Origin of the sequence: Paenibacillus paludis (assembly GCF_042610515.1) — a bacterium.
In the GTDB taxonomy this organism is placed as follows: Bacteria; Bacillota; Bacilli; order Paenibacillales; family Paenibacillaceae; genus Paenibacillus_AQ.
The window spans coordinates 1-13591 of record NZ_JBGJZP010000026.1; the positions used below are offsets into that span (position 1 = coordinate 1).

A 13591-nucleotide genomic window follows, 5' to 3' on the forward strand; every position below is an offset into this window, starting at 1 on the left:
AGCAGCGATGCGCCGCCTGCGGTGAAGGAAGCCGCAGGCCAGCTTGTGCAGCAGCTAACGGGACAGCAGCTGCTGCTCAACACGGACCGTACGGCACCGTTCGCACAGGTGACGCTATTTCTGCCGCTGCGAGGCGAGGATGGACAGGAAACGGCTTCTGTCCATATTCAGTCGCGGCGTGGCCGCAAGGGTGAACTGGATGCGGCGAATTGCCGGCTTTGGTTCGATTTGGACATGAAGCAGCTGGGACAGACGCTGGTTGACGTCCAAGTGGTCGACCGGATCGTAAGCCTCAAGGTGCATAATAATGATCCTTGGGTACTTGAACTGCTGGAGGATCGGCGGGAGGATGTCCAATCCGCAGTGGAGTCAATAGGCTACCAGCTTTTAAGCTTGCGCACAGAGCCCTTGCCGGAGCCCGGCTCGCTTGCGGCATCCGGTATGAAGACTGTGTCCAAGCTGGCAGACTATGTTCCTGACTCCTACAAAGGAGTCGATTACCGGATATGAGTGAGCCAAATGAAGTTTCACAGAACCTTAAGAAGGCTGTTGCACTGAAATATACTCCAGGCCAAAGCGAAGCCCCGGTAGTTGTGGCCAAAGGGCAAGGCGCTGTGGCGGATATGATTTTGCAGCGGGCCAAGGAGAACGGGGTTGCCGTTCAGGAGGATGCAGCATTGGTGGAGGTCCTGTCGAAGTTGGACCTCGATCAGCAGATTCCTCCTGAGCTGTATCATTTGGTGGCGGAGATTCTAAGCTATATCTACCAGAGTGACCGTTCTGCAGGAGAGCGGAGGCTCAAGTGAGGGAGAACGGCACAGGCGGGCGGTATAGCCGCAAACAAAAAGGCACAGCAGCTGAACAAGCTGCTGTGATGTATTTGACTTCCCAAGGTTACGATATTATAAAATGCAATTGGCGCTGCCGCAGCGGCGAGATTGACATCATTGCTGAGCTTGAAGGCAGGCTGATCTTCGTGGAAGTACGGAGCCGCAGCGGAAACCCTCAGCAGGGGACACCCGAGGAATCTGTGAACACCCGCAAAATACGGCAGGTGCGCAATACGGCAGAGGTCTATTTGCATGCCACAGGTCAGGAAGAACGGCAGGTCTCCTTTGATGTGATTTCAGTATTACTGAATGACGATACGAGTATCGCTGCTCTAAGGCATATTCGCGAGGCATTTTAAGTAGCTTTTTGTCGATTTAATGTCCGTATTAGAGCTTATGTCTTGACATTACTTCCGTGTCATGGGTCATTTCTTAAGGGGAATGGGTAAACATTATTGTAACTTTTAATGCTGCCATGAGGAGGGTTGTCCGCATGAGGAATCAACCATTTGATATACAAGTAAGTTTTACATGCCAAGAATGTGAACAGAAGATCGCTGTAGATTTAGGCGGAGAGCCTTTATCCGTTGTCTGCTGCAGCCAATGCAACAAAACCTTCACCGTTATGCGGCCAGCCATTGCCGAGGAGATATTGATTGATTGGGAGAATGAGGCACTTATCCAAAAGATTCGGGCCGAAAAGAGCCAAAGCGACAGCAGCAGCCTGTTGTCACTGGTTATTAAAGTGATAGAGCTGCTAACCTGGCGGGATAAGGGCAATGGACAGGTGGAGGCAATTAGGGAAATGCGTAAATGGCTTATTGAGCATGAAGAAGTTCCGCCACTCGCCGAATTGATTCAGCTGGATGCAAACCAGCGTTCCAACAAACGGGAATGGCGTAAATAAAAATAAGTTCAGCATAATTGAGAAATCAGAATGTACAGAGTTTCCGTGAAAGTTGGGTGTGCACAAATGTCTAAAGTATTTTTTACCTCAGACCACCATTTTGGGCATAAGCTGATTATTGATTTTGAATCACGTCCCTTCAGTGGTGTGGAGGAGATGAACCGGACGATGATCGAGAACTGGAATTCCGTGGTGGGCGAAGGGGATACGGTATTTCACCTTGGGGATTTTTCATTTATGAACCTGGAAGCGACGACGGGGATAGTGTCTTCACTGAACGGCTACAAGATTCTGATTCTCGGCAATCATGACCGCGGACGAAGCCGCAAATGGTGGCTGGAGGCGGGCTTCAACGAGGTTAGTGAATACCCGATGATCTACAAGGATTTCTTCTTTCTTTCACATGAACCGATGTATATGAACAAACATATGCCTTACGTGAATGTGCATGGTCATATTCATGGACAGAAATATGAAGGAAACAATCATTTTAATATTTGTGTGGAGCATTGGGGCTACAAACCGCTCTCTTTTGAGCAAATTAGGGATGCTGTGGTGGTAAGTGAAGAGGGTTAATTTATCACCTTTTTAAATGCCCTTTCACATTTGTGCAAATAAGCTGAAGTGGTGATCTCCCGTTCAGCTATTGCGCATGTCTGCAGATCATTTGTATACTGGTTATAATAAAATCTCGGAAAATGAGGAAGCACCCTTTTTCTTGAAACGACAACGCTTATTTTCGGCGTACTTCAGGAGAAGAGGTGTTTTTTTTATGTATGGAAAAATGCACAGCGCCTGCCTGTATGGGATTGAGGGTGTGATGATCGGTGTTGAAATTGATCTGGCCAACGGTTTACCACAGACGAATATCATTGGATTGCCTGATTCTGCTATTCGTGAAGCTGTGGAAAGAGTGCGTGCGGCGGTCAAAAATTGCGGTTATCGTTACCCTCAGCAGCGTGTTACGGTCAATTTAGCCCCGGCTGATCTGCGTAAAGAAGGTTCGGCATTCGATCTGGCTATTGCCCTGGGCGTTCTGACGACAAGCGGCCAACTGGTGATGCCTGAGGCAGAAAAGCTGCTGCTGATCGGCGAATTGGCGCTCGACGGCAGCCTGCGCCCTGTGACAGGTGTGCTGCCGATGGTAGAAGCAGCGCGGCGCGCCGGATTTCGTGCTGTATTAGTGCCATTGGGCAACGCTGCTGAGGCCGCTTTAATCAGCGGGATCACAGTGTATGCGATAGAGCATTTGCGGCAGCTGCCGCAGCCTGAACAGGAATCGGTAATGAACCTGGCGGACACCGCAAAGAGAAGCGGGGTAGAGCAGCAAATAGTAAGTGTGAATACAATGGGTGTTGATGAATCGAGCGGCTCAGTCGAAACTAAGTCTTGTCTGCCAATAGGATTGGCTGCTGCTGAAGCTGTAGCTGTGACAAAGGAGACTGTCCTGCAAAATCCGCTGCCGTTTCCGGTTTCCGTCAGCAGCGGTCTTGCCAACAGCGAGCGTCCACCGGTCATGGCGCTTACGCTGGATCATTTGAAATATATACCGGCAGTGATGTATGAAGGATCTGTCTTAACTGCAGACAACGGTATGCTGGAGGATTACAGTGATGTTCTAGGGCAAAATCATGTGAAGCGGGCTTTAACCATTGCGGCGGCGGGGATGCACAATATTATCCTGATGGGGCCACCGGGAACGGGGAAAACGATGCTCATCAAACGTCTTCCTAGTATTCTACCGCCGCTGAATGACAGTGAATCCCTGGAGGTGACCAAAATTTTCAGCGCGGCGGGCAAGCTTAAGGATGCCCACAGCGGGTTGCTGCGGGGGCGCCCGTTCCGTTCGCCCCATCATACCATCTCTGCGGCAGGGCTTATTGGCGGTGGAGGGATTCCCAAGCCGGGTGAGGTCAGCTTAGCCCATCGAGGTATTCTCTTTCTGGATGAGCTGCCGGAATTCTCGCGCAATGTACTAGAGGTTCTGAGGCAGCCCCTGGAGGACAGGGTAGTGACGATCAGCCGTGCCCGCGCTGCATTTACCTTTCCCGCCCAATTTTTGCTGGCCTGCTCTATGAATCCTTGCCATTGCGGGTATTTGGGAAGCGGAGGGTTGCAGCAGAGATGCACCTGCAGTCCTGCGAGGATTGCACAATACCGCTCTAAGATTTCCGGACCGCTGCTGGACCGGATTGATATGCAGGTGGATGTTCCCCGTCCGAAGGATTGGGGTGGTGAGGGGCCTTCATTATCTTCGGCAGAGATGCGCGCAGAGGTTCTGAAAGCCCAGGCTATTCAGACAGAACGATATAAGACTCTGCCGATATCCTGGAACAGTGAACTATCCGGTGCGGCACTGCGCCGTTATGCCGGTTTGGGCAGGGAAGGCACATTGATGCTGCATACCATTCTGGAAAGTCTCGGCTTAAGCATGCGGGCCCATGACCGGATTATTAAGCTGGCCCGGACGATTGCCGATCTGGAAGGATCCGTAGACATTGTCTCTGCACATCTGGCGGAGGCGGTGCAGTACCGCAATCTGGACAGGCAGATCATGACAGAGGACTAGCGATTTATAGTATATAGTCTATTACTGGTTATGAGATATATTAACGGCAAACAAGCCGCCCATAGCCAATGGACGGCTTGTTCTGTTCTCATTCCGAGAATGATTGGAAAGACGCAGATTCTTTACAGTACGTTTATTTCCACTTCAATGTTGCCGCGGGTAGCACGGGAGTATGGGCAGGCACCGTGGGCGGCTTCTACAAGCTGGGCTGCAGTTTCATGGTCAACGCCTTTAACCAGAACATCAAGCTTCACAGCGATGCCGAAACCCCCGTCTTCAACTTTGCCGAAGCTTACAGTAGCGGTAACTTCGCTGCCTTCAATCTTCACTTTGCCCATCCGGGCCACCATATTCAACGCGCTGTCAAAACAAGCGGAATATCCGGCAGCGAACAGCTGCTCAGGATTTGTGCCTTCGCCGCCGGCGCCGCCCATTTCGCGGGGAGTGCTGATCGTAAGAGCCAGCTTAGGGTTCTCCGACTCAATAGTTCCGTTTCTTCCGCCTACTGCTTTAACTGTAGTTTCATACATTTTTTGTTGAATAGTCATCATTATTATCCGCTCCCGTTCATTTGATAATGTATTGTACACAACTTAATTTAACACAATTAAAATAATAGTCAATCTATTTTTCGCTATTAACATGATATTACGGATGAATTGTGATAAAATAATGTCATAAAGGCAGGTGAAGAAGAAATGCAAAAGACAACGACAACTCCTGAGCTAATGCTTGATAATCAACTTTGTTTTACCATCTATGCTTGCTCGCGCGAATTTACGAAGCTGTACCAGCCTCACCTGGACAAGATCGGTTTAACGTACTCCCAGTATCTAGTAATGATCGTGCTTTGGGAAAGACAGCAGTGTACGGTTAAAGAGCTGGGCGAAGCCCTCTTTTTGGACTCCGGTACCTTAACGCCGCTATTGAAACGGCTGCAGGCAGCAGGTTTGATTCTGCGTGAACGTTCCTTGCAGGATGAGCGGAAGGTTCTGATTTCCCTGACAGAAAAGGGCTGGGCACTGCAGGGTGAAGCGGCATGCATTCCGGGGAAAATGGCGGAAGGAACGATGCTGTCGGCAGATGAATTTGTTGCTCTGCTGGGCCAGTTTAAAGACCTTCTGGCTCGTGTACACGAAGCTAACATTAATGCCTCTAAATAGCTCTTGAAAGCTGTGTCAATATAATCGTTCGCATTCCGGCATGAAATCAAGCGAAAATGTGTGTGCAAATAGTGAAAGTTTTTGAGGAAAGCGCTTTTAAAACATGTTACAATATTCTGGGTTTCCTTTTCTGACATATAGCTAAATATAGATGAAAATCTGTATTTCAAAGCTTGTGTCACTGGCAGAAGCCACGCCGTTTCTATTAGATGCGGTTAGGTTTTCTGCTTGTGCCGGAATATGTAGCAATAAACCGGTCTGGACCCGGCTTTGGACAATCAAAACGGAAAGCGGAATGGCTGCAGGCTGCCTGTTTAAGCCACCGCAACACTTTAGGAGGCTTCCGGTATGAATATCCACGAGTATCAGGGAAAAGAAGTACTTAAGAAGTACGGCGTAGCCGTACCGAACGGAAAAGTAGCTTATACAGTGGAGGAAGCAGTAGAAGCTGCAGTATCGCTGGGTACACCGGTAGTGGTGGTAAAAGCGCAGATTCATGCAGGCGGACGCGGAAAAGCCGGCGGTGTGAAGGTAGCGAAGTCGCTTGACGAAGTCCGGTCTTATGCCGGAGAGATTCTTGGCAAGACACTGGTGACCCATCAAACCGGTCCTGAAGGCAAGGTTGTAAAGCGGCTGCTGATTGAAGAAGGCTGCCAGATTGTGAAAGAATATTACATTGGAATCGTTGTGGACCGTGGCTCCGGCCGGGTGGTCATGATGGCTTCTGAAGAAGGCGGAACGGAAATTGAGGAGGTAGCGGCCACTCATCCGGAAAAGATTTTTAAGGAAATCATTGATCCTGCAGTAGGCTTGCAGACTTTCCAGGCCCGTAAACTGGCGTACAGCATTGCTATTCCGACAGAACTGGTGAATAAGGCTGTCAAGTTCATGCAAGCGCTATATTTGGCTTTTGTGGATAAGGATTGCTCCATTGCGGAGATTAATCCGCTGGTCGTTACAGCTGACGGGAATGTAATGGCTCTGGATGCCAAGCTTAATTTTGACTCTAACGCATTGTTTCGGCATAAGGATATTCTGGAGCTGCGGGACTTAGATGAAGAGGACGAGAAGGAAATTGAAGCCTCGAAATACGATCTCAGCTATATTGCCCTTGACGGCAACATCGGCTGTATGGTCAACGGCGCGGGACTTGCGATGGCTACAATGGATATCATTAAATATTACGGCGGCGAACCGGCCAATTTCCTGGATGTAGGGGGCGGTGCGACGACCGAGAAGGTTACCGAAGCTTTTAAAATCATTTTGTCCGATGATAAAGTCAACGGCATTTTCGTCAATATATTTGGTGGAATTATGCGCTGCGATGTTATCGCCACGGGTGTCGTGGAAGCGGCCCGGCAGCTTGGTCTGACCAAACCGCTCGTCGTGCGTCTTGAAGGAACCAATGTGGCACTGGGCAAGCAGATTCTTGCCGGTTCCGGACTGAATATCGTTGCTGCCGACTCCATGGCGGACGGTGCCCGGAAAATTGTTGCTCTTGTGTAATCGCGGCTGGGCCTTTGAGCGCCAGTGCTCGTATTCGACAAACTAAGTAGGGATGTGACCTAAAACATGAGCATTCTTGTAGATAAAAATACGAAAGTCATCACGCAGGGCATAACAGGTTCGACGGGCTTGTTCCATACCAAGGGAGCGCTGGATTACGGTACGCAAATGGTAGGCGGGGTTACCCCGGGCAAAGGCGGCACGACGGTGAACATCACGCTGGAGAACGGTAGTGAGGTCAGCCTTCCTGTATTTGATACGGTGATAGCGGCCAAAGCAGCGACCGGGGCAACTGCGAGTGTAATCTATGTGCCACCGGCGTTTGCTGCCGATTCCATTATGGAAGCAGTGGATGCAGGGCTGGAACTGGTTATTTGCATTACAGAAGGCATACCGGTGCTGGATATGGTGAAAGTATCGCGTTACATGGAAGGTCGTTCTACGGTTTTGATTGGTCCGAACTGTCCGGGTGTGATTACACCGGGAGAGTGTAAAATCGGCATTATGCCGGGTTACATCCATACTCCGGGGTACGTAGGGGTTGTCTCACGCAGCGGAACTTTGACCTATGAGGCGGTGCATCAGCTAACTGAGCGCGGCATCGGCCAGTCTTCGGCAGTAGGGATAGGCGGAGATCCGGTTAAGGGATCGGAGTTTATTGATATTCTCAAGCTTTTTAATGAGGATCCGGGAACCAAGGCGGTCATTATGATCGGAGAAATCGGCGGTACGGCGGAGGAAGAAGCTGCTGTATGGATCAAGGAAAATATGACCAAACCGGTAGTTGGTTTCATCGGCGGGGTTACCGCACCTCCCGGCAAACGGATGGGCCATGCAGGTGCGATTATTTCCGGAGGAAAAGGGACGGCAAGCGAAAAAATTGCCGTGCTGGAATCCTGCGGTATTAAGGTGGCTCCAACTCCGGCAGAAATGGGCTCTACGCTTGTAAGCGTGCTGGAAGAGCGCGGCATTCTGAGCGCCTTTACCGGAAGCTAAGTTTCTACTATTATATTTATCAGCATACGTATGTTCTTTAGCAGGGCATCGTGTATAATATGTTCAAAGGTAAGCAACCTTTTGTTCCTGTTCATGGGGATAAAAGGTTGCTTTTTTTGCGTTCAAATCTGCTGCCGTATAGACGTTTAAGGAACTGTAACTTGCATTTCTGACACAGGTATCACAAAATAGGGAAGGCTGACCTTCCTCACGAGGGAGAATGTGCATATGGATTCGCGATATTTGTTGTTTGGATTAAATGAAGTGGAAGGCATCGGCTGGAAGAGTATCGACAAAATTCGTCGAGCGGGTATGTTGACGGATTTGGCTTTTACCTGTGGTGCCGGTGATTGGGAACGTGTCGGAATCAGCGGGAAAATGTCGCAGCGTCTCGAAGCTGTATATACTTCCGAGTGGATTCACCATCGTCACATTCTAATGAAAGAAAGCGGAGTAGAAATGGTAACTCTGCTCGACGAGGAGTATCCCGGGCTTCTGAAAGAGACACCGCAGCCGCCGTGGGTGCTCTACTATCGAGGCAGCCTCGCCCTGGCCTCCCGCCCGGCGATTGCCATGGTTGGTACCCGTGTGCCTACGGCATATGGCCGTAAGATAGGGGAGACGCTCTCAGAGCAGCTGAGCGGGGCAGGCCTTACTGTGGTCAGCGGACTGGCCCGGGGGATCGACAGTGTATGCCATGAAGCGGCCCTTCGTGGATACGGGAGTACGATTGCGGTGGTCGCGACAGGACTGGATAAGGTCTATCCCTCAGAAAACCGGGAACTGGAACATCAAATCGCACAGGATGGACTTGTAATCAGCGAATATCCAATTGGCACTAAAAGCCACCCAGGCTTGTTTCCACAGCGCAACCGGATTATTGCCGGCCTTGCCCTTGGGACGGTGGTCGTAGAGGCGGACAGCCGCAGTGGCTCGCTAATTACTGCCGATGCCGCCCTGGAGGCTGGTAGAGATGTTTTTGCCGTGCCGGGTCCAGTGACTTCACCCAAAAGCAGGGGTGCGAACGACCTGATCAAACAAGGGGCAAAATTAGTGACCGGCGCTCACGACATTGTGGAAGAATACATATCCTATCTGCCTGTAAAGTCGGTGGAACAGAGAGAGAAAGAGCTCTTTAACCCGGAAAACGGAGACAAGTCGGCAGAAAAGAAATTGACAAGTGAGGAGTCTCACCTATACCATATACTGCATCAAGGCCCATTTACGTTGGATGAGCTGTTGGGTAGAACGAGATGGGATTTTGGACATTTGCATTCAGTTCTGTTATCTTTAATCATAAAAAAAGCGGTAACACAATTACCGGGTGCAATTTATAAGGTAATTTAATATAGAAGAGATTGTGTTAAGCGTATGCTTTCGGATTCAGATATGCCCGAAGCAGTTCCAGGAAGCTTATGCTTACAAAACTTTTAGGAGGAACAACCTATGGCGGATGCATTAGTTATCGTCGAATCGCCTGCAAAAGCGAAGACCATCGGCAAATATTTAGGCAGTAAATATATCGTAAAGGCCTCAATGGGACATATCAGAGATTTGCCAAAGAGCCAGATTGGCGTGGAAGTAGAGAATGATTTCAGTCCCAAATATATCACGATCCGCGGTAAGGGGTCCATATTGAAGGAACTCAAGGACGCCAGCAAAAAAGTGAAAAAAGTCTATCTGGCGGCTGACCCGGACCGTGAAGGTGAAGCCATTGCCTGGCATCTGGCGCATGCGCTGGATTTGGATAATACCGAGGAGTGCCGTGTTGTTTTTAATGAAATCACCAAACAAGCAGTTAAGGATGCTTTTAAGACACCCCGCAAAATCAACATGGATCTTGTGAACGCACAGCAGGCCCGGCGGATTCTTGACCGCCTTGTCGGTTACAAGATTAGCCCACTATTATGGAAGAAAGTCAAAAAAGGCTTGTCGGCCGGACGGGTTCAATCGGTTGCAGTCAAGATCATTATGGACCGGGAGAATGAAATTTCCGCTTTCGTCCCAACTGAATATTGGAGCATCACCGCAAAGCTCGGCATTCGTGACTCCAGTTTTGAAGCGAAGTTTCATAAGCTGAACGGAGTGAAAAAAGAGCTGGGCCAGGAAAGCGATGTTCTGGAAGTTCTGGAAGCTATCAAGAACGCCGCTTTCAAAGTAAATGAAGTGAAAGAGAAGGAGAGGCAGCGCCATCCTTCTGCACCGTTTACGACAAGTTCATTGCAGCAGGAAGCTGCACGTAAACTGGGCTTTCGTGCGGCCAAGACGATGTCCGTGGCACAGCAGCTCTATGAAGGTGTGGAGCTGGGCAAAGAAGGCACCGTCGGTTTAATTACCTACATGCGTACTGACTCCACCCGGCTGTCCACAACGGCACAGGATGAAGCCAAGGAACTGATTGGGGCAAAATACGGCGAGAAGTTTGTGCCGGAGTCGCCTCGCCAGTATTCCAAAAAAGCCGCAGGTTCGCAGGACGCGCATGAAGCGATCCGCCCTACTTCAGCATTCCGCGAGCCGGAGACCGTTAAAGAATATATGAGCCGCGATCAATTCCGCTTGTATAAGCTGATCTGGGAGCGTTTTGTATCCAGTCAAATGGCTTCTGCGCTCTTAGATACGCTCTCCGTGGATATCGCCGCAGGCGATGCTGTCTTCAGAGCCGTAGGCTCAAAGGTTTCTTTCCCGGGCTTTATGAAGGTTTATGTAGAAGGTAATGATGATGGAACAACAGATGAAGAGAAGTTTCTGCCTCCGCTCAAAGCCGGAGATGATCTGACTAAACAGGACATTGAACCCAAACAGCATTTCACTCAACCTCCACCGCGTTATACAGAAGCACGTCTTGTTAAGACGCTGGAAGAGTTGGGTATTGGGCGTCCAAGTACCTATGCACCAACGCTGGAAACGATCCAGAAGCGTGGTTATGTGGCTATTGAAGAGAAGAAATTTATGCCTACTGAACTTGGTGAGCTGATTATAGAGCAGATGGAGGAGTTTTTCCCCGAAATTCTCGATGTGGAATTTACAGCACATATGGAGGGGGATCTTGACCATGTAGAAGAAGGCGCGGAGGATTGGGTGAAGGTACTTGCCGAATTTTACGAGTCTTTCGAGAAGCGGCTAATCTTCGCGGAAGAAGAAATGAAAGAGATCGAGATTGAAGATGAGGTCTCCGACGAGCTCTGCGAGAAATGCGGCAAGCCGATGGTTTACAAGCTGGGACGTTTCGGGAAATTTCTGGCATGCTCAGGATTTCCGGATTGCCGCAATACCAAGCCGATTGTGAAGGATATCGGAGTAAACTGTCCGAAATGTCATGAAGGCAAGGTTGTTGAGCGGCGCAGCAAAAAGGGACGCGTCTTCTACGGCTGCGATCAGTATCCAGGCTGTGATTTTGTTTCCTGGGATAGACCTTCCATTAAACCATGCCCTGTATGCAACTCCTGGATGGTTGAGAAGCGCAACAAACAAGGGACCAAGCTGCAATGCACCTCGTGCGATCATACAGAGGCTGTATTGGACAACGAAGAATTAGCAGAATAATAGTCGCTACAGGAGGAAAGGAAATTGACAGAAACAGCTAAAGTAACAGTAATAGGCGCCGGTCTTGCCGGCAGTGAGGCCGCATGGCAGATCGCTTCGAGCGGAGTGCCGGTCAGACTATATGAAATGAGACCTGTTGTAAAGACGCCTGCGCATCACACGGATCAGTTCGCTGAACTGGTATGCAGCAACTCCCTGCGTGCAAATGGTCTTGGTAATGCCGTTGGTGTATTAAAGGAAGAAATGCGGCGGTTGAATTCGCTGGTCCTGGGTGCTGCAGACCGTCATGCGGTTCCTGCCGGCGGCGCGCTTGCCGTAGACCGGGACGGATTTTCGGGTGAAATTACTTCGACGCTGCACAATCATCCTTTGGTGGAAGTCATAAATGAAGAACTTACGCATATACCGGAGGAAGGGATTGTCGTTATCGCGACCGGTCCGCTGACTTCTCCGGCTTTGTCTGCTGAGATTAAAGCGCTGCTCGGTGAAGAGTATTTCTACTTCTATGACGCTGCAGCGCCGATTGTGGAGAAAGACACCATCGACATGAGCAAGGTGTATTTGGCCTCCCGTTATGACAAAGGGGAAGCGGCCTATCTTAACTGTCCGATGACGGAAGAGGAATTTGATGTTTTTTATGATGCGCTGATCTCGGCCGAGACCGCAGCACTTAAAGATTTTGAGAAAGAGATTTATTTTGAAGGCTGTATGCCGATTGAAATAATGATGAAGCGCGGCAAGCAAACGGCGTTGTTCGGTCCAATGAAGCCGGTAGGACTCATGAATCCCCACACTGGAAAATTGCCTCATGCAGTAGTGCAGCTGCGTCAGGATAATGCTGCAGGTACACTGTACAACCTGGTTGGATTCCAGACCCATCTTAAATGGGGGGAGCAGAAACGCGTTTTCTCGCTGATCCCGGGTCTTGAGAATGCGGAATATGTCCGTTATGGCGTAATGCACCGCAATACTTTTATTAATTCTCCCAAACTGCTGCATCCGACTTATCAGATGAAAGGCAAAGAAAGATTGTTTTTTGCCGGACAGATGACGGGTGTCGAAGGTTACGTGGAATCAGCTGCTTCCGGAATGATCGCCGGAATTAACGCGGCCAGAGCTGCGCTTGGCGAGGAGGGCTTGATCTTCCCGGAGGACAGTGTGCTGGGCAGCATGCCTGCTTACATCACTTCCGCGGATCCAGAACATTTCCAGCCAATGAATGCCAACTTCGGCCTGCTTCCTAAGCTTGAGAAGAAAATCCGCAGCAAGAAGGAAAAAAATGAATTTCTGGCTCACCGTGCACTGGACAGTATTGCCGATTTCGCTGCCCGCACAAGACTTCCCTACACAGAACCGGAGATCACAGAACCAAACCCGTCATAAACTAGGGTGTGTTAAGCCGTTCTTTTGCAATGGCATCCCACAAAACTTAAGGTATATGCTTTCGAAGCCAGTTTTGTTCGAAGAGATTCAAGGTGCGAAGCTCACAAAACTTTTAGGAGGTTGCAAAATCATGTTACCCAGCTTTCATGCGACTACAATTTGTGCGGTTAGACATAATGGCCATGCGGCAATAGCCGGCGATGGTCAGGTTACTTTTGGAGAAAGTGTCATCATGAAGACGACGGCTAAAAAAGTCCGCCGCCTGTACAGAGGACAAGTAATCGCTGGCTTTGCGGGTTCCGTGGCCGATGCGATTACTTTATTCGAGAAGTTTGAAGGCAAGCTGGAGGAGCATCACGGCAATCTGCAGCGGGCAGCTGTGGAGCTGGCCAAGGATTGGCGCCAGGACCGCATCCTGCGCAAGCTGGAAGCCTTAATGATTGTGATGGATAAAGAGGGAATGCTGCTGATCTCCGGCAATGGTGAAATCATTGAACCGGATGATGATGTGTTGGCCATTGGCTCCGGAGGCAACTTTGCACTGGCGTCAGGACGTGCGCTGAAACGCCATGCTCCGAATTTAGAAGCTGCCGAAATCGCCAGGGAAGCACTGCAAATCGCTTCCGAGATTTGTGTATATACCAATTCCAATATTATTGTTGAACAATTATAGGCACGGCGCCGCAGAAAGAGG

General features: G+C 49.8%; 13 protein-coding genes and 1 pseudogene. 13 read left to right on the top strand and 1 reads right to left on the bottom strand.

Going from position 1 to position 13591, the window contains the following annotated elements:
- From ACAN56_RS30930 to ACAN56_RS30955, 6 genes and pseudogenes are all read left to right on the top strand, one after another.
- A pseudogene (locus ACAN56_RS30930) lies at positions 1–510 on the top strand (DNA ligase); the annotation flags it as partial.
- A complete protein-coding gene (locus ACAN56_RS30935; RefSeq protein ID WP_038593587.1) occupies positions 507–806 on the top strand; it encodes an EscU/YscU/HrcU family type III secretion system export apparatus switch protein in 300 nt (99 codons plus the stop codon). The pseudogene ACAN56_RS30930 and the gene ACAN56_RS30935, both read left to right, overlap by 4 nt.
- The gene (locus ACAN56_RS30940; protein ID WP_038593584.1) at positions 803–1189 is read left to right on the top strand and encodes a YraN family protein; all 387 of its coding nucleotides are present in this window, start codon (positions 803–805) and stop codon (positions 1187–1189) included. Before ACAN56_RS30935 ends, ACAN56_RS30940 begins: the two co-directional genes overlap by 4 nt.
- A gap of 134 nt (positions 1190–1323) precedes the next feature.
- Entirely contained in the window at positions 1324–1737 is a 414-nt protein-coding gene (locus ACAN56_RS30945; RefSeq protein ID WP_379147663.1) for a hypothetical protein, read from the top strand.
- 66 nt (positions 1738–1803) lie between these two features.
- A complete protein-coding gene (locus ACAN56_RS30950) occupies positions 1804–2313 on the top strand; it encodes a metallophosphoesterase (protein ID WP_038593578.1) in 510 nt (169 codons plus the stop codon).
- Positions 2314–2509: 196 nt separating this feature from the next.
- Positions 2510–4306, top strand: coding sequence for a YifB family Mg chelatase-like AAA ATPase (locus tag ACAN56_RS30955; protein ID WP_379147665.1), 1797 nt, complete (start codon positions 2510–2512; stop codon positions 4304–4306).
- Positions 4307–4428: 122 nt separating this feature from the next.
- Here ACAN56_RS30955 and ACAN56_RS30960 read toward each other — a convergent pair whose 3' ends face one another.
- On the bottom strand, positions 4429–4857 hold the full coding sequence (locus ACAN56_RS30960) for an organic hydroperoxide resistance protein (protein WP_076110114.1): 429 nt from the start codon (positions 4855–4857) through the stop codon (positions 4429–4431).
- A 147-nt stretch (positions 4858–5004) separates the two neighbouring features.
- Here ACAN56_RS30960 and ACAN56_RS30965 point away from each other — a divergent pair, with 147 nt between their 5' ends.
- From ACAN56_RS30965 to hslV, 7 genes are all read left to right on the top strand, one after another.
- The gene (locus ACAN56_RS30965) at positions 5005–5469 is read left to right on the top strand and encodes a MarR family winged helix-turn-helix transcriptional regulator (protein ID WP_038593568.1); all 465 of its coding nucleotides are present in this window, start codon (positions 5005–5007) and stop codon (positions 5467–5469) included.
- A gap of 348 nt (positions 5470–5817) precedes the next feature.
- Positions 5818–6975, top strand: coding sequence for an ADP-forming succinate--CoA ligase subunit beta (sucC, locus tag ACAN56_RS30970; protein ID WP_038593563.1), 1158 nt, complete (start codon positions 5818–5820; stop codon positions 6973–6975).
- A 66-nt stretch (positions 6976–7041) separates the two neighbouring features.
- Positions 7042–7971 (top strand): succinate--CoA ligase subunit alpha, encoded by a 930-nt coding sequence (gene sucD / locus ACAN56_RS30975; protein ID WP_038593560.1) that lies wholly within the window; start codon positions 7042–7044, stop codon positions 7969–7971.
- Positions 7972–8199: 228 nt separating this feature from the next.
- Entirely contained in the window at positions 8200–9318 is a 1119-nt protein-coding gene (gene dprA, locus ACAN56_RS30980) for a DNA-processing protein DprA (RefSeq protein WP_379147669.1), read from the top strand.
- A 99-nt stretch (positions 9319–9417) separates the two neighbouring features.
- Positions 9418–11514, top strand: a complete 2097-nt coding sequence (topA, locus tag ACAN56_RS30985; RefSeq protein WP_038593555.1) for a type I DNA topoisomerase — start codon at positions 9418–9420, stop codon at positions 11512–11514.
- 24 nt (positions 11515–11538) lie between these two features.
- The gene (gene trmFO / locus ACAN56_RS30990) at positions 11539–12897 is read left to right on the top strand and encodes an FADH(2)-oxidizing methylenetetrahydrofolate--tRNA-(uracil(54)-C(5))-methyltransferase TrmFO (RefSeq protein ID WP_379147672.1); all 1359 of its coding nucleotides are present in this window, start codon (positions 11539–11541) and stop codon (positions 12895–12897) included.
- A gap of 130 nt (positions 12898–13027) precedes the next feature.
- Complete coding sequence (gene hslV / locus ACAN56_RS30995) at positions 13028–13570, top strand: ATP-dependent protease subunit HslV (RefSeq protein ID WP_038593549.1); 543 nt, start codon at positions 13028–13030, stop codon at positions 13568–13570.
- The last annotated feature ends 21 nt before the right edge of the window (positions 13571–13591 follow it).